We start from the raw sequence: 24,414 nt of genomic DNA on the forward strand, positions 1-24,414 counted from the left end.
TCAATAAAAAGTCTCTGGTTATCACTCAAATCCCATGAATCGGGGATAGACACTTTTTCGTCCTTTGCAAGGGGTTCTTTTCCTTTACAGGAGACCGTCTTGTGCTGACCCGAGGTCAGGGAACGTTTATGGCTGAGTGTATTTGCCCACATGGCTTTAGCCCCAGATACGCCAAATCATTAACGCGACAACTACCCAAAACAGCGCAGAGGCAGCGAATACGGTTAACCAGGCTTTGCGACGAGTGTTGCCGGTACGCTCAACCTTGGTGCTTTTTGCCGGGAAACCCGGTTGTACAGTCAGTCGTGTATTCATAGTTTTTGATAATCACTCTCAACAAAATGATTGATAACATCGATTAAGATTTAGGAGGAATCCTAAACGCGTTAAGGCCAAAAATCCAGTTATTTTTATTGAGTACAACGATTAACGGTATTAATCAATGAGTTCAGGTAACGTAAGAAATCATTAATACCGGAACTAATATTTAATTAAAAAACCCGCTAAAAAATTTGAGTTAATTTAAAAACAGATCCACTCAAAACTATAGATAACACTTAAGAACCTTATGTTTACTGGCTTCCCACGTTAGCTCTTAACTGGAGTATGGGAATATTCCTGGCAAGCCGCAAAGTGACATAGTTAAAAATGTGTTGTAATTCGCATTTAAGAAAGCCCGATGAGGAAACATGTGATCAATGTTTCATTTACAAAAAAATCATAAAAACTTTTGAGTCTCATTTGGCGCTAAAGCCTGGAGACAAAAAAGGCTGCACCAGGCAGCCTTATGTTTACGCGGGGAGGTTAAATTCTATTTAAACGGCAGTTTGATATCTTTAAACATCGCTTCAATGTCTTCATTGGAGCGCAACGCAACCGCAGTATCTACCACATCGCGCGTCAGGTGCGGCGCAAAACGTTGGATAAAATCATACATATAGCTGCGCAGGAAGGTGCTGCGGCGGAATCCAATCTTAGTAGTGCTGTTGGTAAAGATATCGGCGGCTTCAATGCGAATCAGGTCAGGATCGGCCACCGGATCTACTGCCATGCTGGCGATAACACCAACCCCCAGACCTAAGCGGACATAAGTTTTGATTACGTCGGCGTCGGTCGCGGTAAAGACGATGCGTGGCGTTAAACCTGCACGATTGAAAGCCGTATCCAGTTCTGAGCGCCCGGTAAAGCCAAAGGTGTAGGTCACCAGCGGATATTCGGCCAGCTCCTCAATGGTGACCTGCCCTTTTCCGGCCAGCGGATGATCGGCAGTCACCACAATTGCGCGATTCCAGTGGTAGCACGGCAGCATGATTAAATCGTCATAGAGATGCAGGGCTTCGGTGGCGATGGCAAAATCCGCATTACCTTTGGAGACGGCTTCGGCGATCTGGGTTGGAGAACCCTGATGCATGTGCAAAGAGACGCGAGGATAGCGCTCAATAAACCCTTTGATCACACCAGGCAGCGCGTAGCGAGCCTGAGTGTGCGTGGTTGCGACATAGAGCGAGCCTTTATCAGGCCAGGTGTGTTCACCGGCTACCGATTTAATCGCATCCACTTTGGAGAGTACTTCACGCGCTATACGGATGATCTCTTCCCCTGCAGGCGTGACCTGGGTGAGATGTTTACCGCTGCGGGCAAAGATTTGCACGCCCAGTTCATCTTCCAGCATACGCACCTGTTTACTGATGCCGGGTTGAGAGGTGTAGAGACCTTCCGCCGTCGAAGAGACGTTGAGATTGTGATTGACCACTTCAACGATATAGCGCAACTGCTGTAATTTCATATCTATTCCATCCCGGTAAGTTACAGAGTCGCATCCCCGGTTGACGTATAGTCGCGAGGGTAAAGAGATGCTATGCATCAGGAAAGGTCGGAAATGCTATAACAACTATATCAGTTTAAGTGAGAGAGTAGAACGGATTGATATAAGGCTCAGAAAAAGGCCAGCGAGCGCTGGCCTTCAGGGATTACTTTTTCGCTTCCTGCCATTTGCCATCTATATAGAAGGCGGACCAGCCGGTTGCCTTGCCCTCTTTTTCTGAGGAGACATACTGCTGTTTGGTCTTGCGGCTGAACCGCACCAGCGTTTTGTTGCCTTCCGGATCGGCTGCTGGCGCATCGGCCAGATATTTCAGCTTCTCAGGCAGACGATCTTTGAAGCGCTGAAGCTCTTCCACCAGCGGCGCACGCGTCTCGCGTGATTTCGGGAAGGTGTTGGCCGCGAGGAAAACGCCCGCCGCACCGTCACGCAACACGAAGTAAGCATCTGACTTCTCACACGCCAGCTCTGGCAGCGGAACCGGATCCTCTTTCGGCGGTGCAACTTCACCACTGCGCAGGATCTTGCGGGTGTTTTTGCACTCTTCATTGGTACACGCCATGTACTTACCAAAGCGTCCCATCTTCAGGTGCATCTCCGAACCACACTTCTCGCACTCCACTACCGGGCCGTCATAGCCTTTGATGCGGAATTCGCCCTTCTCAATCTCGTAACCATCACATTCCGGGTTATTACCGCAGACATGCAGTTTACGTTCGTTATCGATCAGGTAGCTGTCCATGGCCGTACCACACTTCTGGCAGCGACGACGTGCACGCAGGGCGTTGGTTTCAGCATCATCCCCTTCCAGAATATTGAGAACTTCATTTTCCGGGATCAGGTTGATGGTCTGTTTGCAGCGCTCTTTAGGCGGCAGCGCATAGCCGGAACAGCCCAGGAAGACGCCGGTACTGGCAGTTCGAATCCCCATCGGACGGCTACAGGTCGGGCAGTCAATCGAGGTCAGCACCATCTGGTTCGGCTGCATCCCGCCCTCTTCAGGATCTTTCTCAGCCAGTTCAAGCTGCTGGGTAAAATCGGTGAAGAAGTGGTCGAGTACCGCTTTCCATTGCGCCTGGTTATTGGCAACCTGGTCAAGGTTGCTCTCCATGCGGGCGGTGAAATCATAATTCATCAGTTCGCGGAAGTTCTCTTCCAGACGATCGGTGACGATTTCACCCATTTTTTCCGCATAAAAACGGCGGTTTTCAACCCGTACGTAGCCACGATCCTGAATCGTCGAGGTAATGGCGGCGTAGGTGGATGGACGACCAATTCCGCGCTTCTCCAACTCGCGCACCAGTGACGCTTCGCTGAAGCGCGCCGGTGGCTTGGTGAAGTGCTGACCGGGCAGCAGTTGCTGCAGGTCCAGAACATCACCCACGCTTACCGCAGGCAGCGTACGATCTTCATCATTCTTACGCAGCGCAGGCATCACTTTGGTCCAGCCGTCGAAACGCAGAATACGGCCTTTCGCTTTGAGCCGGAAATCACCGGCGGCGGCAGTAATGGTGCTGGAGTCATATTTCGCCGGTGTCATCTGACAGGCAACAAACTGACGCCAGATCAGCTGATAGAGTTTCTGCGCATCCGCTTCCATATCTTTCAGCTTTTCCGCCACCACTTCCACATCAGAAGGACGAATCGCTTCGTGCGCTTCCTGGGAGTTCTCTTTGCTGGCGTAAGTTATGGCGTTTTCAGGCAGATACTTTTTACCGAAATTGCTTTCGATATAGCCACGCGCCATGGCGACCGCATCCTGACTCAGGTTGGTCGAATCGGTACGCATATAAGTAATGTGGCCCGCTTCATACAGCCGCTGGGCCATCATCATGGTCTTCTTAACGCCAAAGCCGAGACGGGTGCTGGCAGCCTGCTGCAGTGTCGAGGTGATATAAGGCGCGCCCGGCTTGCTGCTGGTCGGCTTATCTTCACGATCCACGATCTCATAGCGCGCTTTTTCCAGCAGCGCGACGGCGGCATACGTCTCGTCGCGGTTGACCGGACGGAAGGCTTTATCGCCTTTGTGCGTCACGTCCATCGACAGCTCATCGCCTTTCGGCGTGGTCAGCGCGGCATTAACTTCCCAGTACTCTTCGGGAACAAAAGCTTTAATCTCACGTTCACGTTCCACCACCAGGCGAACGGCAACGGATTGCACACGTCCGGCAGAGAGACCACGAGCGATCTTTTTCCACAGCAGTGGCGAGACCATGTAGCCCACCACGCGGTCCATAAAGCGACGCGCCTGCTGAGCATTAACCCGATCAATATTCAGTTCGCCCGGCTTTTCAAACGCCTGACGAATCGCATTCTTGGTTATTTCGTTAAACACGACGCGGCTGAAGCGCGAGTCATCACCACCAATCACTTCCCGCAGGTGCCAGGCAATGGCTTCCCCTTCGCGGTCAAGGTCGGTTGCGAGATAGATGTGGTCAGCATTGGCGGCTAACGCCTTCAGTTCGGCGACCACTTTCTCTTTGCCGGGCAGAATCTGATAGTCCGCTTCCCAGCCGTGATAGGGGTCAACACCCATGCGGCTGACGAGTGCGGCCTTCTCATCTTTTTTAACTTTTTTGACTTTCTTGTCAGTCGAAGCGTCTTTGACTTTCTTATCTGTCGAGGCGTCAGCACTTTTCTTCGCGGTTGAACCACTGGTCGGCAGATCCCGGATATGACCCACGCTGGATTTAACCACGTAATCACTACCCAGGTATTTATTGATTGTTTTAGCCTTTGCCGGGGACTCAACAATAACGAGTGCTTTACCCATATTTACCTTTACCTAATGAAAACATCCTGCTTAACGGGAGAGGATTGGATGCCCAAAAACCCAATGGGTTCAATATTGCTGCGCCTGTTTAACATTTCAAGGCGGAGGGGTCAATCTCAGATCAGATGATGTGGCGTTATGCAACTGCATGATAAAGAGTGCTTTTTCTATCTGAACTCATCGCACATCCTGGTGCAAAATCCCTGAAATCGGAATCGCCCACACTCTACCTGATAAAATCTGTTACGCAACTTAATTAGCACTCAGCCCGGACTTACGCCAGGTTTTCATCGATTACACCGATTTGTCACACCCTGTGACTCGCCAGTAATATAGAAAGGATTGGAGTACTGTCAAACAGGAGTCAATAAATGCAGAGTTCAACTCAGGCTATTTCCCGCCAGGCGTTGCTGGAAAAGGCCAATGCGCTGATCAAAGAACATGATGATTATTTAGCGGGAATGCAGGCGGATGAGGTGATTCAGCAGGGAGAAGTGCTGGTATTTCGCGGACCGTTTTTTCTCGATGCCGATGGAGTGCCGACGGCTAAAACCACGGCGGTGTTTAACGTGTTCAAACACCTTGCCGTGGAGCTGTCGCCGCTCTACCACCTGGAATGAAAAAACCCGGCGCAGGCCGGGTTTCGCATCATCAGAGCAGTGGCTTTTCGCCGCGCTGCCAGAGTTTCAGCAGCAGGCGCTCTGCCACCGAGCCGGCGCTCTGCGTAAATCGATCCATCACCTTACGGCGGCGGGCATAATGCACGCCGAGCACGCTGAATTTATCCATCTGACGGATGATCAGATCATCGCTGGTGCCGATTTCGTCAACCAGTCCGAGGTCCAGCGCCTGGCGTCCATACCAGTGTTCACCGGTTGCCACCTGATCGATGTCGAGTGACGGGCGCATCTGGTGGACAAACTGCTTGAACAGCAGGTGCGTTTCGTCGAGATCTTCCTGGAATTTCTCACGTCCCTCTTCGGTGTTTTCACCAAACAGCGTCAGCGTGCGCTTGTACTGTCCGGCGGTATGCAGCTCAATATCAATATCGTTCCGTTTCAGCAGGCGGTTGAAATTGGGGATCTGCGCGACCACGCCGATGGAGCCAATAATCGAGAAAGGTGCCGCCACAATACGATCGGCTACGCAGGCCATCATGTAGCCGCCGCTGGCCGCCACTTTATCCACGGCCGCCGTGATGCGCAGACCCTGATCGCGCAGACGCTGCAGCTGCGAGGCTGCCAGGCCATAGCCATGAACCACGCCGCCAGGGCTTTCAAGACGCAGCAGCACTTCATCGCCAGGCTGCTTGACGGCCAGCACGGCTGAAATCTCTTCGCGCAGTGAAGTCACCTCATGGGCATCCATGCTGCCTTTGAAGTCGAGTACATAGAGCGTGGGCTTCGCACTGTCTGTCTGCCCCTGCTTCGCCGCCTGCTTTTCCGCTTTGGCTTTCAGCTTTTCACTTTTCTTATGATTTTTCAGCCAGACTTTTTGTGCCTGAGGCTTCATTTTTGCCAGCTGCAAATCCTCTTTCATCTGTTGATAGTCATCATCCAGATGTGTCAGTCGAAGCTGACCGTTTTGTGCCCGTTTGCGTAACGCGGCATTCATCACAATCATGACAATCACAGCGACGGCAACCACCAGTGTCACCACTTTCGCTAAAAACAGTCCATACGTTGAAATAAAATCCATAGGTCGCCTTAGTAAACTGAGAATCAAAAACAGTTCGCCAGTTTAGCCGTTTTGCCCCGCTTCGTCGCCTGAAATGCCAGCAGCTGGCACAGAATGCGTGGGTTGGCGATTGCGCCCATTCGTAAATTCAGGCATAAAGCGGAATCATGCTGTTTTCGCTGGAGGACCCCGCTGTGCATTATCAACCGAAAAGCGACCTGCTCAATCATCGCATTATCCTGGTCACTGGCGCTTCAGATGGCATTGGCCGGGAAGCGGCGCTGACTTATGCCCGCTATGGCGCAGAAGTGATCCTGATGGGCCGTAACCCTGAGAAGCTTCAGCAGGTCGAACAGGCGATCAATCAACTCAATCTCTGTCCTGCTCACACTGTGGTGTTCGATCTGGCCGAAGCGACACCGGAACGTTGTCAGCAGGTGGCAGAACAGCTGGCACAGCAGTTTCCGCGTCTTGACGGCGTGCTGCATAACGCCGGTATCCTCGGTGAGATTGTGCCGCTGGCTGAGCTCGACCCACAGGTCTGGCAGCAGGTGATGAACATCAACCTGGACGCCACCTTCTTCCTGACGCAGGCGCTGTTGCCGCTGCTGTTAAAATCTGATGCCGGTTCACTGGTGTTTACCACCTCCAGCGTGGGCCGTACCGGTCGCGCGGGCTGGGGGGCTTACGCCGTCTCTAAATTTGCTACCGAAGGCATGATGCAGGTACTGGCTGATGAGTATAAGAACCAGTCGCTGCGGGTGAACTGTATTAATCCGGGCGGGACGCGAACCAAAATGCGTGCCAGCGCGTTCCCGCAGGAAGATGCCAATAAGCTGAAAACCCCTGCCGATTTGATGCCGCTCTACCTTTATCTGATGGGTGATGACAGCCGTCGCAAAACCGGGATCAGCTTTGATGCCCAGCCAGGCAGAAAACCGGGAGCCGCTGAATAATGGCTGACGATCGTCATCAACAGCGTCAGCAACGGTTAAAAGAACAGGTAGATGCGCGTATTGCTGCAGCCACGGAGGTTCGTGGCATCCTGATGGTCTTTACCGGCAATGGCAAAGGCAAAACGACTGCGGCCTTTGGCACCGCACTCCGCGCCACCGGTCATGGCAAACGCGTGGCGGCTATCCAGTTCATTAAAGGTGACTGGCCGAATGGCGAGCGAAACCTGCTGGAACAGCACGGTGTTGAATTTCAGGTGATGGCAACCGGCTTTACCTGGGATACGCAGAACCGCGAAACGGATACCGCCGCCTGTCTGGCGGTGTGGCAGCATGCAAAACGGATGCTGGCCGATGAGCAGCTGGATCTGGTGGTGCTCGACGAAATCACCTATATGGTCAGCATGGATTATCTGCCACTGGAAGAGCTGATAGCGGCCCTGCAACAGCGCCCGGCGCATCAGAGCGTCATCATTACCGGACGTGGCTGTCATCGCAGCCTGACTGAGATGGCGGATACGGTGACTGAGATGCGGCCGGTTAAGCACGCTTTTGATGCCGGGATACAGGCTCAGCAGGGAATTGACTGGTAACAGAAAAAGAAAACGCAGCCCTGGGGCTGCGTTTTTAGCGATCGGGCAACGTGATTAACCGGAGTTACGTTTGCTGCCCGGATTGCGGCGTGGTGCACGTGGGGTGCTGCTCACTTTACTGTGACGTTTCACGGCACGACGAATCTGGTTCGCTTTGGTGCGACGACGATCTTTTTCGACCACCAGTTTGGTAACCGTTTCATCATCCATCTCCACCAGGTTACGCAGGTAGTTAACCGCAGGCAGATCCAGTTCGGTCCAGCCACCGCGTGGCAGGCCTTTTGGCAAGGTGATATCGCCGTAGCGAACACGCATCAGACGACTGACCTGCACGCCGACCGCTTCCCATAAACGACGCACTTCACGGTTACGTCCTTCGGTCAGAGTCACGTTGTACCACTGGTTGATCCCTTCTCCACCGCCAAATTTAAGGGTTTTAAAGGCAGCCGGGCCATCTTCCAGCTGAACGCCCTTGCTCAGCTGACGAATTTTATCATCGTCGACCTGACCAAAGACGCGCACCGCATATTCACGTTCCACTTCACGGCTCGGATGCATCAGGCGGTTCGCCAGTTCACCGTCAGTGGTGAAGAGCATCAGACCACAGGTGTTCACATCCAGACGGCCAACGGCAATCCAGCGTGAACCGCGCAGACGAGGCAGACGGTCAAATACCGTTGGGCGCCCTTCAGGATCGCTGCGGGTACAGAGTTCACCTTCTGGTTTGTAGTAAGCCAGCACGCGGCAAACTTCGGTTGCTGATTCAGCAATCGAGACCAGATGGCCATCAATACGGATTTTCAGAGATTTGCTGCTTTCAACGCGGTCGCCCAGGGTGGCGATCTTGCCGTCGACGCTGACACGGCCAGCGGCAATCATTGATTCGATTTCACGACGCGAGCCATGACCGGCACGCGCTAAGACTTTCTGTAACTTTTCGCTCATTGAGCTTCCTCTTTGTCGCCTTCCCAGGCGTCACGGTAGGGTGATAATTCTTTCTGAATCAACAGGTTAACCTATTAATTCGGCCCCATTATACAGGCATTTACCCCTGAAGTAACGCGCTTTATGAGTGGGTCTGAAGCGAATTAAGAAGGGTCAGCCTCTGATAGTTTTAGATCTGATAATATCTGACGCTGATTTAAATAATCCCCGTGCATCTGACAGGAGTAAGATTAATAAAATGCATGTATTAAAAACTTTATAGCTGATGACAATTAAATTTTCTAACCACTTTAGTTTCATCAACGTAATGTTCTGGTGATAAAAACCTTAACACTATCTTACACTTTCGCTGGTTTTCCCTTGCTTTTATTCTTCTTAAAAAAACATTAAAGTTAGCACAAACAACTGTTTTAATGACTTAATCCATTATAACCGCTCGGTAAATACAAAAAAGCCAGATTTTTCTTAACGCAGATTTATTTAAGGCCTTATTTTCAAGGACATTTGATTCTTATTAGCTTTAATAAATTGTACGACACTATTAAGCTGATATACTTTATTCCTGTAGCACAATAAAAAGCAGGACTCACGACAGAGGGGTCTTGCAACAATGAAGTCCGGCTTTTGTTATTCGTTTATAAAAATAGTCTTTTTAGATTAATCCAATAAACTGGCGCATCCGGAGTTGTTGCGTTAATACGGTTCAGTGATGAACCTTGCTTGCATGTCAAAAATCTTCACCAGGGATTTCCCGACATGCCTGAATAAAGAAACCCATCATGAAAAACCTGTTGCTGTGCCCGGTGCTTGCTGCACTGGTGCTGAGCGGGTGTTCTGTGGGCCATACTGAGTACAGTCGTACGGCGATGCAGCACGTAGATATGAGCGTGACTGGCATTCCGACGATCCTCGGTCTCGGCACACTGGGCACCAGCATTCCTCTGACGCCTGAATATAGCCTGACAGCTGCGCACGTTGCCAAAACTGCCGTGCAGCGCGTCAAGTCTTATCACCCTTATTGCGACCTTGCGATTATTTATCACAAGAATGACGCCAGCACGCTGACTAAGTTCCGCAGCAGCGACATCGGCGATCCGGTTAAAATGTATGGCTACAGTTTTATTTCAGCGATGCCGGTTGAATCGACCGGAGTTAATTTAGCCCGTACGGCTATTCGGAATAACTGGAATAAAAGTCCCTGTATAGCCATGGCCTCCAATGCAGGTGTTGTTCAGGGGATGTCGGGCGGCGGCGTTTATAACCGTGATGATACGCTGGGCGGCGTGATTGTTGGCTATTCTGACTCGATTAAAAATGGGCGTAATAACAAAGTGATCCTGAAAGATGTGTCACTTTATATTCCTTACGGCCAGTTTAAAAGCTGGTTAGAGTCGAATCTGGCCCAGACACCGACACGCGGTGCCTGAGCCTGAGGGCTTACAGGAACGGGCGGGTATCGCCCACCCCTTCACGCACAATTTCCGGCGCATCGGTGGTCAGATCGACCACCGTGGTCGGCTGCTGGCCCAGCGTGCCGCCGTCGATAATCAGATCGACCAGCTTGCCGATGCTGTGCTGGATCTCTTCCGGATCGGACTCGGTGAAATCGTTGCCCGGCAGAATTAATGAGGTCGACATCATCGGCTGATTCAGTGCTTCCAGCAGCGCCAGCGCCACGGGATTAGAGGGCACGCGCAGACCAATGGTCTTACGTTTTTCATTCATCAGGCGGCGCGGCACCTCTTTGGTCGCCTTGAGAATAAAGGTGTAGTTGCCTGGCGTGTTGTTTTTCAGCAGGCGAAACGCTGAGTTGCCCACCTGCGAATAGACCGACAGCTCAGAGAGATCCCGGCACATCAGGGTAAAGTTGTGGTGCCCGTCGAGCTGACGGATACGACAGATACGCTCCATCGCGCCCTTCTCCTCCAGCCGACAGCCCAGCGCATAGCCGGAATCGGTTGGATAAACAATGACGCTGCCTTTGTTCAGGTAGTCAACCGCCTGATTAATCAGGCGAGGCTGCGGGTTGTCCGGATGAATATGAAACAATTGACTCATAGAAACCTCGTGTCACCTTTCCGTGATTGCCAGGCTGGGAGCCAGATCCGGGAAGCGCTCCCAGACCGGCTCAACCGCCGCGGGCAGCCAGAGTTTGCGGCCCAGTTCAATCCACGGACAGGGTTGATGAAAATCAGAACCTTGTGATGCGGCCAGTTCATTATCTCTGGCGTATTGCGCCAGCGTCGTGCGCTCATTAGGTGGCTGCTGGCACTGCGCGACTTCCATCGCATCACCGCCCACTTCGCGGAAATGGGCGACCAGCCGTTTGAGCCACTTTGCCGATAAACCGTAACGGCCAGGATGCGCCAGCACGGCGCAGCCACCAGAATGATGAATAGCATCAATAGCTTGTTTAATTGTACACCATTGTGGCGGCACGTAACCGGTTTTGCCACGCGCCAGATAATTTTTGAACACCTGCGCCATATTCTCTGCTTTACCCTGCTCAATCAGGAAGCGGGCAAAGTGACCGCGGGTAATGATGCCGCCATCAGCCAGTCGCGTGGCTCCCGCCAGCGCATCCGGGATACGTGCCTTCGCCAGTCGCTCACCAATCTCTTCTGCACGTGCTTGCCGACAGGCATGTTGTCCGGCCAGAAACGCCACCATCGCCGGATGGCGGATATCAATGTTCAGTCCCACGATATGAATCTCATGGTTTTCCCACAGGGTGGAGATTTCTGCGCCCGCCAGCACTTTTATCGGTAAATCGTAATCGATTGCCGTTTGCTGCGCTTCATCAACCCCTGCAACGCTGTCGTGATCGGTGATCGCCAGTACGCCGACGCGCATCTCAACCGCTCGCTGCACCAGGGCGGCTGGCGTCAGTAAGCCATCGGAGGCACGCGTGTGGCTGTGTAAATCATAAACCGGGAAACGGGCGATATCGCTCAAGAGAACTCCTGCAAAAACTAAACCGGCCAGCATGATAACGATTTTCACGGTCAGTGAAAAAGTGTATTGACATTTCCGCTCTGAACCCGTTAACTAGTACACAAGTTCACACGTAACGGGTATTCAATCATGGCTGTTGTAATCACGCATTTAAACGGTTGGCGCAATGTTCCCGAAAACGGGCGACAGGGTCGTGCACACTTTGCGTAAACGCTGTGCTAATACCTGAGCCCGCCACCGAGCGGGCTTTTTTTTGAGCGAAATTCAGAGAAATCATCATGCCAAATGCGAAACCTACAGTGAAGTTGATTACCGGCACCGCACCCTACCGCGAAGATCCGGCCGCAGTGTTTCACCAGCTGTGCGGCGCACGTCCGGCAACCCTGCTGCTTGAATCCGCTGACATCGACAGCAAGCGCAACTTAAAAAGCCTGCTGATTGTCGACAGCGCGCTGCGCGTCAGCGCAATGGGCAACAATGTCACCGTTCAGGCGTTGTCAGAAAATGGCCGCGCCCTGCTGCCGCTGCTGGATGAGGCCCTGCCTGCGTCGGTCAGCAATCAGGTTCGTCCCGATGGACGCGAGCTGACTTTTCCGCAAAGCACCGACCATCAGCAGGATGAAGATTCCCGCCTCAAGGCCCTGTCGGTGTTTGATGCTTTGCGTCTGATTCCACAACTGGTCAACTCCCCTGCCGATGAGCGCGAAGCCGTACTGCTGGGTGGCCTGTTTGCTTATGATCTGGTTGCCGGTTTTGAAACCCTGCCGGAGCTGGATAACCAGCAACGTTGCCCCGACTACTGTTTTTACCTGGCAGAAACCTTACTGGTGATCGATCACCAGACCCGCAGTGCGCGTCTGCAGGCCAGCCTGTTCTGCCCGTCCACCAGCGAGTTCCAGCGCCTGCAGCGCCGCATCGAGCAGTTGCACGGCCAGATGCTGCAGCCGGCACCGGCTCTGCCGGTCCAGCCGGTTGAACAGATGACGCTGACCACCAGCCAGAGTGATGAAGAGTATTGCGACGTAGTACGCACACTTCAACAGGCGGTTCGCATCGGCGAAATTTTCCAGGTCGTGCCGTCACGTCGCTTCTCGCTGCCGTGCCCGTCGCCGCTGGCTGCTTATGAGACACTGAAAAACAGCAATCCCAGCCCCTACATGTTTTTCATGCAGGATCAGGATTTCTCCCTGTTTGGCGCGTCGCCGGAGAGTTCGCTGAAGTATGACGCCACCTCCCGTCAGATTGAGATCTACCCGATTGCCGGTACCCGCCCGCGTGGCCGCCATGCTGATGGCTCACTGGACCGCGATCTCGACAGCCGCATTGAGCTGGAGATGCGTACCGACCATAAAGAGCTGGCTGAGCATCTGATGCTGGTGGATCTGGCGCGTAACGATCTGGCGCGTATCTGCGTGCCCGGCAGCCGTTACGTGGCTGACCTGACCAAAGTCGACCGCTACTCGTTTGTGATGCATCTGGTTTCCCGCGTGGTGGGTACGCTGCGCGCGGATCTCGATGTGCTGCACGCTTATCGTGCCTGTATGAACATGGGCACGCTGAGCGGAGCACCAAAAGTTCGCGCCATGCAGTTGATTGCCGGGGCTGAACGCACCCGTCGCGGCAGCTACGGCGGCGCGGTGGGCTACTTCACCGCCCAGGGCGATCTCGATACCTGTATCGTTATCCGCTCCGCCTATGTAGAAGATGGCGTCGCCACCGTTCAGGCGGGCGCCGGTGTGGTGCTGGATTCTAATCCGCAGGCTGAAGCTGATGAAAGCCGCAACAAAGCGCGCGCCGTACTGCGCGCTATCGCGACTGCCCATCACTGCAAGGAGATCTTCTGATGGCCGATATTCTGCTGCTCGATAACATCGACTCTTTTACCTATAACCTGGTTGATCAGCTGCGGACCTTTGGTCACAACGTGGTGATTTACCGCAACAACCTGCCCGCCGAACTGCTTATTGAACAGCTGCAGCGGATGGAGAACCCGGTGCTGATGCTCTCTCCCGGTCCCGGCGCGCCAAAAGATGCTGGCTGTATGCCGGAGCTGCTGCGGGTGCTGCGTGGTCGTCTGCCAATTATCGGTATCTGTCTGGGTCACCAGGCGATTGTCGAAGCCTATGGCGGCCATGTGGGCCAGGCAGGCGAGATCCTGCACGGCAAAGCCTCTTCAATCGACCATGACGGCGAGGCGATGTTTGCCGGTCTGAGCAATCCGCTGCCGGTGGCGCGCTATCACTCGCTGGTGGGCAGCAACACGCCGGAAGAGCTGACGGTGAACGCCAGTTACAACGGGATGGTGATGGCCGTTCGCCATGAAACCGATCGCGTATGCGGGTTTCAGTTCCATCCTGAATCGATTTTGACTTCTCAGGGCGCGCGCCTGCTTGAGCAGACGCTGGCCTGGGCGCTGGCGAAGTAACAGGGAGAATAAACATGCAACAGACACTGGAAAAACTTTACCAGGCGCAGACGCTGAATCAGGCTGAGAGTCATCAGCTGTTCAGCGCCATCATTACCGGACAGCTGGAGCCAACGCAGCTCGCTGCCGCGCTGATCGCCATGAAAGTGCGCGGTGAAACGCCGGAAGAGATCGCCGGAGCCGCCACCGCACTGCTGGAAGATGCCAAACCTTTTCCCCGCCCTGATTATGCGTTTGCGGACATTGTGGGCACCGGCGGCGACGGCAGTAACAGCATTAATATCTCGACTGCCAGCGCCTTTGTCGCTGCGACCTGCGGTCTGAAAGTGGCGAAGCACGGCAACCGCAGCGTCTCCAGCAAATCGGGCTCCTCCGATCTGCTGGCCGCCTTTGGCATCAATCTCGATATGCCTGCTGACCGGGCGCGCCAGGCGCTGGACGATCTGAATGTCTGCTTCCTGTTTGCGCCGCAGTATCACACCGGTTTTCGCCACGCGATGCCGGTCCGCCAGCAGCTTAAGACCCGTACGCTGTTTAACGTGTTGGGTCCGCTGATCAATCCGGCACGCCCGCCACTGGCGGTGATTGGCGTCTACAGCCCGGAACTGGTGATGCCGATTGCTCAGACGCTGAAAGTGCTGGGTTATCAGCGCGCGGCGGTGGTTCACGGTGGCGGAATGGATGAGGTGGCGCTGCACGACGTGACCCATGTGGCCGAACTGCGTGAAGGTGAAATTACGCGCTATCAGCTCTCGCCAGAGGACTTTGGTTTTGGCTTCCATCCCAAAGAGGCGCTGGCGGGCGGCACGCCGGAAGAAAATCGTGACATTCTGACCTCTTTACTCCAGGGTAATGGCCAGCAGGCCCATGAGGAGGCCGTCGCCGTCAACGTGGCGATGTTGCTTAAAGTATTCGGTCAGGAAGATCTGCGTGAAAACGCACAGCAGGCGCTTAACGCCATCCGCAGCGGACAGGCTTATGAGCGTGTTGTCGCACTGGCAGCAAGAGGATAATCATGAAAGGCACCGTGTTAGAAAAAATTGTTCAGGACAAAGCGATTTGGGTTGAAGCCCGTCAGCAGCAGCAGCCTCTCTCTACCTTTCAGAACAGCATTGAACCTGCCAGCCGTCATTTCTACGACGCGCTGCAGGGTGCAAGAACCGCGTTTATCCTGGAGTGTAAAAAGGCCTCTCCCTCGAAAGGCATTATTCGTGAGGATTTCGATCCAGCCGCCATTGCCGGGGTCTACCGCCACTACGCTTCCGCGGTATCTGTGCTGACCGATGAGAAATATTTTCAGGGCGACTTCGCCTTTCTGCCGATTGTCAGCGCGGCCATCACCCAGCCGGTGCTGTGCAAAGATTTTATCATCGACCCCTATCAGATCTATCTGGCCCGTTACTACCAGGCGGATGCGATTCTGCTGATGCTGTCAGTGCTGGATGACGAGCAGTATCGTCAGCTGGCCGCTGTGGCGCACAGCCTGAAGATGGGCATTCTGACTGAAGTAAGCAATGAAGAGGAACTGGAGCGGGCTATCGCGCTGCAGGCCAAAGTCGTGGGTATCAACAACCGCGATCTGCGTGACCTCTCTATCGATCTTAACCGCACCCGTCAGCTGGCACCGCGCCTGTCACACGGCGTCACGGTAATCAGCGAATCAGGCATTAACAGCTATGCCGATATTCGCGAGCTGAGCCATTTTGCCAACGGCTTCCTGATTGGTTCTGCACTGATGGAAGAAGCCGATCTGACCGCAGCGGTGCGTCGGGTCACGCTGGGCAGCAATAAAGTGTGCGGCCTGACCCGTGCCGAAGATGCGCGCGCCGCCTATGAAGCCGGGGCAATCTATGGTGGTCTGATCTTCGCGGAAGGTTCCCCACGCCAGATTGACACCGCTAAGGCGCAGACCGTTATCGCTGCGGCCCCGCTGCGCTACGTCGGCGTGTTCCGCAATGCCGCTATAAGTGACATTGTCACGCAAGCCGGTGCGCTTTCACTCTCTGCGGTGCAGCTGCATGGCAACGAGACGCCGGCGTTTGTGGCTGAACTGCGTGCGGCTCTGCCAGCAGAGATTCAAATCTGGAAGGCGCTGCGCATTGAAGGCACCTTACCGGCGCGCGACTGGCCTCATGTTGACCGTTATGTGTTTGATAATGGCGACGGCGGAACCGGACAGCGTTTCGACTGGTCGCTGTTGCAGGGGCAGACGCTCAACAATGTGCTGCTGGCCGGTGGCCTGAGCGCGGATAACTGTGTTGAAGCCGCGCAGCTCGGCTGTGCCGGACTGGACTTCAACTCTGGCGTGGAAAGCGCGCCTGGCATCAAAGATGCCCGTAAAATTGCCGCTGTGTTTCAGACACTGCGAGCCTACTGATTTGCCTGGCCTGCTCAACGGTGGGCCCGAGAAAGGAAGATAAAAAATGACGTTACTTAATCCCTACTTTGGCGAATTTGGCGGAATGTATGTTCCGCAAATCCTGATGCCAGCCCTGCGCCAGCTGGAACAGGCGTTTGTCGACGCCCAGAAAGATCCTGAGTTTCAGGCCGAGTTTACCGACCTGCTGAAGAACTATGCGGGTCGCCCTACCGCCCTGACGCTGTGCAAAAACCTGACTAAAGGCACCAAAACCCGCCTCTATCTTAAGCGTGAAGATCTGCTGCACGGTGGCGCGCACAAGACCAACCAGGTGCTGGGTCAGGCGCTGTTAGCCAAACGCATGGGCAAAAACGAAATCATTGCCGAAACCGGTGCGGGTCAGCACGGCGTGGCCTCAGCGCTGGCCTGTGCGCTGCTGGGCATGAAATGCCGCATCTATATGGGCGCAAAAGATGTGGAGCGTCAGTCACCCAACGTCTTCCGTATGCGCCTGATGGGCGCAGAAGTGATCCCGGTGCACAGCGGCTCCGCCACGCTGAAAGATGCCTGTAATGAAGCACTGCGCGACTGGTCTGGCAGCTACGAGACATCACACTATATGCTCGGCACCGCCGCGGGTCCGCATCCCTTCCCGACGATTGTGCGTGAGTTCCAGCGCATGATTGGCGAAGAGACTAAAAAGCAGATTCTGGAAAGAGAGGGTCGCCTGCCCGATGCGATCCTCGCCTGTGTGGGCGGCGGCTCCAACGCCATCGGCATGTTTGCCGACTTTATCGATGAGACCAGCGTGAAGCTGATCGGCGTAGAGCCTGCGGGCCACGGCATTGAGACCGGCGAGCATGGCGCACCGCTCAAGCACGGTCGCGTCGGCATCTACTTCGGTATGAAATCGCCGATGATGCAGACCCATGATGGCCAGATTGAGGAGTCTTACTCCATCTCTGCCGGCCTCGACTTCCCGTCGGTAGGCCCGCAGCATGCTCACCTGAACAGCATTGGTCGTGCGGAATATGTCTCCATCACCGATAACGAAGCGCTGGCCGCCTTTAAACAGCTCTGTCGCGATGAAGGTATCATTCCGGCGCTGGAGTCATCCCACGCCCTGGCGCACGCTATGAAGATGATTCAGGCTGAGCCGGAAAAAGAGCAGTTGATTGTGGTCAACCTCTCTGGCCGCGGCGACAAAGATATTTTCACCGTTCATGACATTTTGACAGCGCAGGGAGAAATCTGATGGAACGTTACAATCAACTGTTTACGCGTCTGTCAGCGAATAACGAAGGGGCTTTCGTGCCTTTTGTTACGCTGGGCGATCCGTCACCGGAGCTTTCACTGCGCGTGATTGACGCCCTGGTTGAAGGAGGCGCGGATGCACTGGAGCTGGGTATTCCCTTCTCCGATCCCCTTGCAGATGGCCCGACCATCCAGAACGCGACGTTACGCGCCTTTGCGGCGGGCACTAACACCAGCCAATGCTTTGAAATGCTGGCCACGATCCGCCGTAAGTATCCGGATCTGCCGATTGGATTGCTGATGTACGCCAACCTGGTCTTCACCAACGGTGTGGATGAGTTCTATGCCCGTTGTGCAGAGGCGGGTGTGGATTCGGTTCTGGTGGCGGATGTGCCCGTTGAAGAGTCCGCGCCCTTCCGTCAGGCGGCGCTGCGTCATGGCGTGGCACCCATCTTCATCTGTCCGCCTAACGCCAGCGATGAGCTGCTGCGCGAGATCGCTTCACACGGACGGGGTTACACCTACCTGCTGTCACGCGCGGGCGTGACCGGTGCTGAAAACCGTGCCAGCCTGCCGTTGCAGCATCTGATCGACAAGCTGCGTGAATACCATGCAGCCCCGCCGCTGCAGGGCTTTGGTATCTCTGAGCCTGAACAGGTGAAGGAAGCGATCGCTGCGGGCGCTGCGGGTGCGATCTCCGGCTCTGCGATTGTCAGAATCATCGAAAAACATCATTCAGAGCCTGAGGTGATGCTGAGCGAGCTGAAGAACTTTGTCAGCCGTCTTAAAGCCGCCAGCCGTTAATCCTGCCAGCATGCCTTATCGCGCGATAAGGCATGATTTGTTTCCTTTTTTTTCATTCCCCCATTTGCCCTTTTTGCAAAATCTGCACCACAATGACAATGCGCCGTTACGGTAACGTCGCATCCATTTTGTGACAGGGAGAGAAAGCAATGAAATTCGTTAAACTGCTGACAGGTGCTGTACTGGCGGGCGTGGTTGCGCTGACACTGAGCGCCTGTGCGCCAACCGCAACCAAAGAGGGAACCGGTGGCTATATTGATGACACCGTGGTGACCACAAAAGTTAAAGGTGAACTGCTGAAAGATGACTCGCTGAAATCAACTGAAATCAACGTAGAAACCTTTAAAGGTAAAGTTCAGCTGAGCGGTTTTGTTTCATCACCACAGATGGCTAACCGTGCCGTTCAGGTTACGCGCAGCGTGGCGGGCGTGAAGTCCGTTGTTAACAATATGCAGATCAAATAACGTCTTAACAGACAAAAAAGGCCGCTGATTCAGCGGCCTTTTTATCATCTTTATCATCAGAAACGGTAACCCGCTCCGAAGAAGAAGACCCAGGGATCGATGCGCATATTGATATTCTGCTGCTCGCCACCCGCTTTAAACTTCACTTCCGTATCAATATCCATGTACCACACCGACGCATTCAGCATCCAGTCACGGTTAATCTGATAATCCAGACCGACCTGACCCGCCACACCCCAGGAATCCTTCACGCTGAGATCGGTCAGGCCCGCATCGCGGCCCGTTTGATTGAAATCGGCATCGTAAAAGGTGGTGTAGTTGATACCCACGCCAACGTAAGGACGCGCTTTGCTCTTGCTGTCAAAGAAGTAGTACTGCGCCATCAGCGTAGGCGGTAACTGGCGTACCGTTGCCAGTGTTCCGGTCGGGCCCAGGCCCACTTTGTGACGGAACGGTGTGGCGGCCAGTAATTCGACACCAATGTTGTCGGTTGCCATGTAAGTAAAGGTCAGGCCCAGCTGCGTGTCGTTGGATGCGCTGAACTCGCCCATCCCTAACACATTATCGGAACCTTCGGTGGGCCGGACGGTGGCACTACCGGCACGCATAAAGAAGTCGCCTGCTTCGTGGGCCATCGACAGTTGGGGAAAAGCCAGAGCCAGCAGCATCGCGCATTTTGCCAGTTTCATCATCACTCCTTTGCTTAATGTTAATGTCGCGAACGTCATCGCTTTTTGCTGGCAAATATTTAACGTGATTTACAGAAAATTGCACTCTGTACCCTTCAGATAAATTACTTAAAAAACAATGAATTGATTTAGATCAATTTCGGTTCAGGCTGTCGCAGCAAAATTCCCCTTGCTGAATAATTTCGCCAGGCCTATTTTGCTTATCTTCTCTGGTGATTTTGGTTCGATGCCCTGGGAGGGGCGGGTGATCAAATGAGTGAAATAACTAACCCTTGTGTCAGCTGTGGCGCCTGCTGCGCCCATTTCCGCGTCTCATTTTACTGGGCCGAAGCCGATGATGCAGGCGGCCCGGTGCCGACCGCATTAACCGAACCGCTCAGCCTGTTAATGCGCAATATGCGTGGAACGAACGATCGCGCGCCGCGCTGCGTTGCCCTTGAAGGCGACATTGGCGGCTGTGTCTCCTGCGGAATTTACGAACAACGTCCGACGCCCTGTCGGGAATTTTCGATGTCGGGCGAAGCGGGTATCCACAATGAAGCCTGCGATCGCGCCCGCGCCCGGTATGGTCTTCCCGCCCTTTTTTCTTCATCTTTACCTGTCATGACAGAAAGTTATGCCGCAGCGGGTGCCCGCGAGCTGTCAGAACATGTACAATCGCCGGGTTAATTAACCCGGTTCCTCAAAGGAGTGTACATGTCTATCACGGCAAGCTCGTTATACCGTGACACAGGAAATTTCGCGCGCCATCAACTGGCTACGGTGCTGTTGATGTCGCTGCTGGCCGCTTTTATCACCGTCATGCTGGTGCATGTGCTGACGCCAGGTGCCGATCAGATGGCCCTCCTGCAACAGGGTGACGATAGCGCCGGTTCGCTGTTTGAGATGGTGCAGAATATGTCACCGGAACAGCAGCAGGTGCTGCTGCGCGCCTCGGCGGCCAGCACCTTCGCTGCGCTGATGGGGAACACGCTGCTGCTTGGCGGAATGCTCTATCTGATCCCGATGGTCTCTTCCGGCCAGCGTGTCAGTGCGTTGCGGGCGATTGGTGCTTCAGCGCCGCTGCTGCCAAAGCTGCTGCTGCTCACCTTCCTGATGACGCTGGTGGCGCAACTGGGCTTTATGGTGCTGGTGGTGCCAGGCATTCTGCTGACGATTCTGCTGTCGCTGGCTCCGGTGATGGTGGCCAGTGAGAAGATGGGTGTCTTTGCCGCCATGCGGGCCAGCATGCGGATGGCGTGGAAGAATGTGAAGCTTATTGCCCCCGCTATTCTGCTCTGGCTGCTGGCCAAAGTGGTGGTGATGCTGTTCTTCTCTTCGCTGACGGTTTTACCGCTGAATGTCTCGTCGGTGATTTTCACCGCGGCAGGCAATGTGGTTTCGGCGATGTTGATTATCTATCTTTATCGGCTCTATATGCTGTTACGTTGATTGACGATGTGCCTTCGGGCACATTTGCAGCCAACTCTGAATGGAAAAACTATGAAGCAGCTACTCGACTTTCTTCCCCTGGTGGTCTTTTTCATCTTCTACAAGCTGTATGACATTTTTGTCGCCTCGGGCGCGCTGATTGTCGCGACCGGTCTGGCGCTGGTTGTCAGCTGGGTGCTCTATCGCAAGCTGGAAAAGATGACGATTTTCACCTTTGTGCTGGTGGCGGTTTTTGGCACCCTGACGCTGGTGTTCCACAACGATGAGTTCATTAAGTGGAAAGTCACGGTTATCTACAGCCTGTTTGCCGCCGCCCTGCTCTACAGCCAGTGGTTTATGGAGCAGACGCTGATTCAGCGCATGCTGGGCAAAGAGCTGCAGCTGCCCGACGCGGTCTGGCGCAGGCTCAACGTTGCCTGGGCGCTGTTCTTCTTTATCTGCGGCCTGGTAAACATCTATGTCGCCTTTTGGTTATCTCAGGCGTTTTGGGTTAACTTTAAAGTGTTCGGTCTCTCCGGTCTGACCTTACTGTTTACCCTGCTCAGCGGGCTTTACATCTGGCGACAGATGCCGCAGCAGGAACAAAAATAATCATCTGCCCGGTCCGCCGGGCATTTTTTTAGCATTCACCTGCATAGAAGTGGAAGCAATGGGCGAAAAACATACATTGCCGAAAGGCGAAATGGTGCTGCGTACGCTCGCCATGCCAGCAGACACCAACGCCAACGGCGATATTTTTGGTGGCTGGCTGATGTCACAGATGGATATGGGTGGCGCTATCCTGGCGAAAGAGATCGCTGAAGGACGCGTGGTGACGGTTCGCGTCGACGGCATGTCATTTATGAAGCCCGTCGCGGTGGGCGATGTGGTGAGCTGCCATGCGAGCTGTCTTCGTACCGGCAACAGTTCCATGACGATTAATGTGGAAGTGTGGATCAAAAAAGTGTCGTCTGAGCCGATTGGACAAACTTACATTGCGACGGAAGCGGTGTTTATTTATGTGGCGGTCGACAATGAGGGTAATTCCCGTCCTCTGCCAGCCGGTCGCGCCAACCAGCAACCCGGCGAATGAAAAACAGGTCAGGCTGTTTCAGCCTGACCTGACGCTTTATTCTATGCTGGCCCCACCATTAATCTTAAACACGATATTCATGGTCAGACCCTGCCCTGGCCGTCCGCTCTGATAGCGCCACTTTTTCATCGCCTGCTTAACTTCACGCTCAAACATATTGCGCGGCTCAGCAGAGAGGATCTGGATGTTATCCACCCGTCCCTCACTATCCACATCAAACTTCACCCGTACCCGCCCCTCTACACGCAGTGCAAATGCGCGTTGTGGATAGCCAGGCTTACTGACGTTCAGTGCTTTTGGGCCGGTTGAGGCCGATGAGGTGGGTGACGGCGTAGATTTTGGCGCCGTGGTCGGTTTGTTCTGCGTCGCCGGGGCTTCCTGCTTAAACGGATCGGCCTGCGGTTTGCTCTCCTGACGCGGCTTCACCTCGCGTTTAGGCTGCTCCCGCTTGTGCTCTGGTTTCAGTTTGGGCTTTGGCTTAGGCTCAGGTTTGGGAATCGGCACCGGCTCCGCTTTCGGCGGTTCGGGCACGGGCTGAGGTTCCGGCACCGGTTCAGGTTCTGGCTGAGGTTCTGGCTGAGGTTCTGGCTGTGGCGCAGGCGGCTCCACGATGGCCGGTGCAGGCTCAGGCTGAACTTCAGGGGCAACCATGGTAACGCTGATGGGCTGCGACGCTTTGGGCACCTCAATCACCTGCTGGAATGAAGCATACAGAATTCCGGCTATCACGGCCCCATGCAAAGCAACAGACAACAACATGGAGACAGGCGTGCGTTTAGGTAATGGCATAGTCAGCGTGGTCATAACAGTCGCAGTGATTGAATGAAGCAGCGATTTTAAATGCAAATAGCAATCAGTTTCAATAACTCCCGCCATCCCGCCTGAAGAAAAGCGCTTTTTAGCCCTTTATGCTGAGCCATTCACCACTCTGAGGTTTCGTTTGCACTCTGAGGGGCAATCCCTTAACGTGTTGCGAAATTCTGGTTAATGGGAGTTCCTTAGTGCTTTACGTCATTTATGCAGAAGATACTGCAGATTCACTGGAAAAACGTAACGCCGTGCGCCCTGCCCATCTGGCACGGCTCAAACTGCTGCAGGAAGAGGGACGCCTGATCATTGCAGGCCCGATGCCTGCTGTCGACAGCAACGATCCTGGTGTAGCGGGCTTTACCGGCTCAACCGTGATTGCTGAATTCCCGTCATTAGAAGAAGCACAATCCTGGGCACAGGATGATCCCTACTTCGCCGCGGGCGTCTATAAGCAGGTTTCGGTTAAGCCGTTTAAACGCGTCTTCTGATCGTGACTCAGCATTGAAAATGGCTTCTGTGCCTGGCACAGAAGCCATTTTTATTTTGATCGTTCAAGAGAGGAAAGATGCAGATAATCATTCTGGGGCTATTGGCCATTATCGCTTTACTGATCGGAAGCGCGGTTTATCTCTGGCGAACTCAGGGCTGGCGTAATAAAAAGCAGTGGATTGTCATGCTGATCGTGCTGGCGGCGGCACTGCAGCTGGTGAACGTAACGCTGATGATGACGACACAACGTCTCGCTGGTTAATCAGACCTGAGGTTTCATTGCGACAGAGCAGCACATCACTCTCTGTCGCAGCAACCGGCCGGTCTGAATATTCTGCCTCGCGAATAAACGCAGCGACCAATTGATCTTAATAAATTAAAGCGTTGTTCTGAACGACATTGATAATAAACCGGCAGTACACCGGCCTGGTCTTTCAGTAATACACGCTCTCTTTAATATCCCGCCACTGGCTATTTTCAGTGATGAGTTAACCGCGATCCAGAATCAGGCCAATCAGCGCATGATAGTGCTGTTCTTCTTCCGGGCTGGTGACATGCTGTAAACGGCCAATCAGTTTTGAGCAGATCGCTTTACGATTCAGACTACGACCCGAACTGATAATTTCCGTCACGACGGAGCCAAGAATGGCCTGTTGTGAGGGCTGCGCGGCGCTGTGTAAATACGCGGAGATGTCAGAGACTGAAGCGGGAATACGAACGTTAGTCTGCATGGTTGACCCTCATAAGATTCATTTAAGATTAATAACCGATGCGATAAAGTTATACAACAACGAGCTATCTGTACAGATATTTAGCTTAAAAAATCAGTTCGTTTTGTTTTGATGACAACAAACCCATAAATAACAGCACATTACAACATTGTAAAGTTGTACAACTTG

At 53.8% G+C, this 24,414-nt stretch carries 25 protein-coding genes, 1 pseudogene and 1 other annotated feature; of the genes and pseudogenes, 16 read left to right on the forward strand and 10 right to left on the reverse strand.

The features are described 5' to 3' along the window. Positions 1–156: 156 nt before the first annotated feature. The 3 genes from HFD87_RS05935 to topA form a co-directional block, all read right to left on the reverse strand. Positions 157–315 (reverse strand): YmiA family putative membrane protein, encoded by a 159-nt coding sequence (locus HFD87_RS05935; protein WP_071778593.1) that lies wholly within the window; start codon positions 313–315, stop codon positions 157–159. A 496-nt stretch (positions 316–811) separates the two neighbouring features. After that, positions 812–1,786, reverse strand: coding sequence for an HTH-type transcriptional regulator CysB (cysB, locus tag HFD87_RS05940; protein WP_003853865.1), 975 nt, complete (start codon positions 1,784–1,786; stop codon positions 812–814). 184 nt (positions 1,787–1,970) lie between these two features. Beyond that, positions 1,971–4,595, reverse strand: a complete 2,625-nt coding sequence (gene topA, locus HFD87_RS05945) for a type I DNA topoisomerase (protein WP_010244475.1) — start codon at positions 4,593–4,595, stop codon at positions 1,971–1,973. Between the two features lie 371 nt (positions 4,596–4,966). Here topA and HFD87_RS05950 point away from each other — a divergent pair, with 371 nt between their 5' ends. Further along, positions 4,967–5,215 (forward strand): YciN family protein, encoded by a 249-nt coding sequence (locus tag HFD87_RS05950; RefSeq protein ID WP_167423074.1) that lies wholly within the window; start codon positions 4,967–4,969, stop codon positions 5,213–5,215. A gap of 31 nt (positions 5,216–5,246) precedes the next feature. On the opposite strand, the gene sohB is transcribed toward HFD87_RS05950, so the two are convergent. Continuing rightward, on the reverse strand, positions 5,247–6,293 hold the full coding sequence (gene sohB / locus HFD87_RS05955) for a protease SohB (RefSeq protein WP_010244469.1): 1,047 nt from the start codon (positions 6,291–6,293) through the stop codon (positions 5,247–5,249). A gap of 173 nt (positions 6,294–6,466) precedes the next feature. Here sohB and HFD87_RS05960 point away from each other — a divergent pair, with 173 nt between their 5' ends. Beyond that, positions 6,467–7,228 carry a YciK family oxidoreductase gene (locus HFD87_RS05960; protein WP_010670249.1) on the forward strand — a complete coding sequence of 254 codons (762 nt, stop codon included), beginning with the start codon at positions 6,467–6,469 and terminating at the stop codon, positions 7,226–7,228. Beyond that, positions 7,228–7,818 carry a cob(I)yrinic acid a,c-diamide adenosyltransferase gene (gene cobO, locus HFD87_RS05965; RefSeq protein WP_010670250.1) on the forward strand — a complete coding sequence of 197 codons (591 nt, stop codon included), beginning with the start codon at positions 7,228–7,230 and terminating at the stop codon, positions 7,816–7,818. Before HFD87_RS05960 ends, cobO begins: the two co-directional genes overlap by 1 nt. A 54-nt stretch (positions 7,819–7,872) precedes the next feature. On the opposite strand, the gene rluB is transcribed toward cobO, so the two are convergent. Further along, positions 7,873–8,763, reverse strand: a complete 891-nt coding sequence (gene rluB, locus HFD87_RS05970; protein WP_010670251.1) for a 23S rRNA pseudouridine(2605) synthase RluB — start codon at positions 8,761–8,763, stop codon at positions 7,873–7,875. A gap of 779 nt (positions 8,764–9,542) precedes the next feature. Between rluB and HFD87_RS05975 the strand changes: the two genes are divergently transcribed. Then, positions 9,543–10,190 (forward strand): hypothetical protein, encoded by a 648-nt coding sequence (locus HFD87_RS05975; RefSeq protein WP_010244455.1) that lies wholly within the window; start codon positions 9,543–9,545, stop codon positions 10,188–10,190. Positions 10,191–10,200: 10 nt separating this feature from the next. Here the strand turns inward: HFD87_RS05975 and HFD87_RS05980 are convergent, their stop codons facing one another. Together HFD87_RS05980 and HFD87_RS05985 are read right to left on the reverse strand one after the other, a co-directional pair. Continuing rightward, positions 10,201–10,821 (reverse strand): L-threonylcarbamoyladenylate synthase, encoded by a 621-nt coding sequence (locus tag HFD87_RS05980; RefSeq protein ID WP_003853883.1) that lies wholly within the window; start codon positions 10,819–10,821, stop codon positions 10,201–10,203. A gap of 12 nt (positions 10,822–10,833) precedes the next feature. Beyond that, positions 10,834–11,751, reverse strand: a complete 918-nt coding sequence (locus tag HFD87_RS05985; protein WP_167423101.1) for a PHP domain-containing protein — start codon at positions 11,749–11,751, stop codon at positions 10,834–10,836. Between the two features lie 120 nt (positions 11,752–11,871). Further along, positions 11,872–11,973: a sequence feature (Trp leader region), on the forward strand. Between the two features lie 23 nt (positions 11,974–11,996). Between HFD87_RS05985 and HFD87_RS05990 the strand changes: the two genes are divergently transcribed. The 6 genes and pseudogenes from HFD87_RS05990 to HFD87_RS06020 all read left to right on the forward strand — a co-directional run bounded on the left by HFD87_RS05990 (position 11,997) and on the right by HFD87_RS06020 (position 19,024). After that, positions 11,997–13,562 (forward strand): anthranilate synthase component 1, encoded by a 1,566-nt coding sequence (locus HFD87_RS05990; protein WP_010670253.1) that lies wholly within the window; start codon positions 11,997–11,999, stop codon positions 13,560–13,562. Next, positions 13,562–15,156, forward strand: a pseudogene (gene trpD, locus HFD87_RS22930) (bifunctional anthranilate synthase glutamate amidotransferase component TrpG/anthranilate phosphoribosyltransferase TrpD). Before HFD87_RS05990 ends, trpD begins: the two are co-directional and overlap by 1 nt. Positions 15,157–15,158: 2 nt before the next feature. Next, positions 15,159–16,520 carry a bifunctional indole-3-glycerol-phosphate synthase TrpC/phosphoribosylanthranilate isomerase TrpF gene (trpCF, locus tag HFD87_RS06005; protein WP_122888824.1) on the forward strand — a complete coding sequence of 454 codons (1,362 nt, stop codon included), beginning with the start codon at positions 15,159–15,161 and terminating at the stop codon, positions 16,518–16,520. Between the two features lie 46 nt (positions 16,521–16,566). After that, entirely contained in the window at positions 16,567–17,757 is a 1,191-nt protein-coding gene (trpB, locus tag HFD87_RS06010; RefSeq protein ID WP_010244436.1) for a tryptophan synthase subunit beta, read from the forward strand. Continuing rightward, positions 17,757–18,560 (forward strand): tryptophan synthase subunit alpha, encoded by an 804-nt coding sequence (gene trpA / locus HFD87_RS06015; protein WP_010670255.1) that lies wholly within the window; start codon positions 17,757–17,759, stop codon positions 18,558–18,560. The genes trpB and trpA overlap by 1 nt, the downstream gene beginning before the upstream one ends. Before the next feature lie 149 nt (positions 18,561–18,709). Beyond that, positions 18,710–19,024 carry a BON domain-containing protein gene (locus HFD87_RS06020; RefSeq protein ID WP_010244430.1) on the forward strand — a complete coding sequence of 105 codons (315 nt, stop codon included), beginning with the start codon at positions 18,710–18,712 and terminating at the stop codon, positions 19,022–19,024. 56 nt (positions 19,025–19,080) lie between these two features. Here the strand turns inward: HFD87_RS06020 and ompW are convergent, their stop codons facing one another. After that, on the reverse strand, positions 19,081–19,716 hold the full coding sequence (ompW, locus tag HFD87_RS06025; RefSeq protein ID WP_029519099.1) for an outer membrane protein OmpW: 636 nt from the start codon (positions 19,714–19,716) through the stop codon (positions 19,081–19,083). Between the two features lie 249 nt (positions 19,717–19,965). Between ompW and HFD87_RS06030 the strand changes: the two genes are divergently transcribed. Genes HFD87_RS06030 through yciA form a run of 4 tightly spaced genes read left to right on the forward strand, consistent with a single transcriptional unit; the run spans position 19,966 to position 22,216 of the window. Next, positions 19,966–20,382, forward strand: coding sequence for a YkgJ family cysteine cluster protein (locus HFD87_RS06030; protein ID WP_167423075.1), 417 nt, complete (start codon positions 19,966–19,968; stop codon positions 20,380–20,382). 27 nt (positions 20,383–20,409) lie between these two features. Continuing rightward, positions 20,410–21,144: a YciC family protein gene (locus HFD87_RS06035; RefSeq protein WP_010244420.1), complete on the forward strand. Its 735-nt coding sequence runs from the start codon at positions 20,410–20,412 to the stop codon at positions 21,142–21,144. A 51-nt stretch (positions 21,145–21,195) separates the two neighbouring features. Further along, a complete protein-coding gene (locus HFD87_RS06040) occupies positions 21,196–21,735 on the forward strand; it encodes a septation protein A (RefSeq protein ID WP_010244416.1) in 540 nt (179 codons plus the stop codon). Between the two features lie 58 nt (positions 21,736–21,793). After that, positions 21,794–22,216 carry an acyl-CoA thioester hydrolase YciA gene (yciA, locus tag HFD87_RS06045; RefSeq protein ID WP_010244413.1) on the forward strand — a complete coding sequence of 141 codons (423 nt, stop codon included), beginning with the start codon at positions 21,794–21,796 and terminating at the stop codon, positions 22,214–22,216. Between the two features lie 36 nt (positions 22,217–22,252). On the opposite strand, the gene tonB is transcribed toward yciA, so the two are convergent. After that, positions 22,253–23,020 carry a TonB system transport protein TonB gene (tonB, locus tag HFD87_RS06050; RefSeq protein WP_167423076.1) on the reverse strand — a complete coding sequence of 256 codons (768 nt, stop codon included), beginning with the start codon at positions 23,018–23,020 and terminating at the stop codon, positions 22,253–22,255. A gap of 197 nt (positions 23,021–23,217) precedes the next feature. Here tonB and HFD87_RS06055 point away from each other — a divergent pair, with 197 nt between their 5' ends. Both HFD87_RS06055 and HFD87_RS06060 read left to right on the forward strand, forming a co-directional pair. Then, positions 23,218–23,514: a YciI family protein gene (locus HFD87_RS06055; protein ID WP_010244407.1), complete on the forward strand. Its 297-nt coding sequence runs from the start codon at positions 23,218–23,220 to the stop codon at positions 23,512–23,514. A 77-nt stretch (positions 23,515–23,591) separates the two neighbouring features. Continuing rightward, a complete protein-coding gene (locus HFD87_RS06060) occupies positions 23,592–23,777 on the forward strand; it encodes a hypothetical protein (protein ID WP_010670260.1) in 186 nt (61 codons plus the stop codon). A 226-nt stretch (positions 23,778–24,003) separates the two neighbouring features. Here the strand turns inward: HFD87_RS06060 and ycgZ are convergent, their stop codons facing one another. Further along, a complete protein-coding gene (gene ycgZ, locus HFD87_RS06065; RefSeq protein WP_010244401.1) occupies positions 24,004–24,246 on the reverse strand; it encodes a regulatory protein YcgZ in 243 nt (80 codons plus the stop codon). Positions 24,247–24,414: the final 168 nt, after the last annotated feature.

This window comes from Pantoea sp. EKM21T, assembly GCF_011800405.1.
Classification (GTDB): Bacteria; Pseudomonadota; Gammaproteobacteria; order Enterobacterales; family Enterobacteriaceae; genus Pantoea; species Pantoea agglomerans.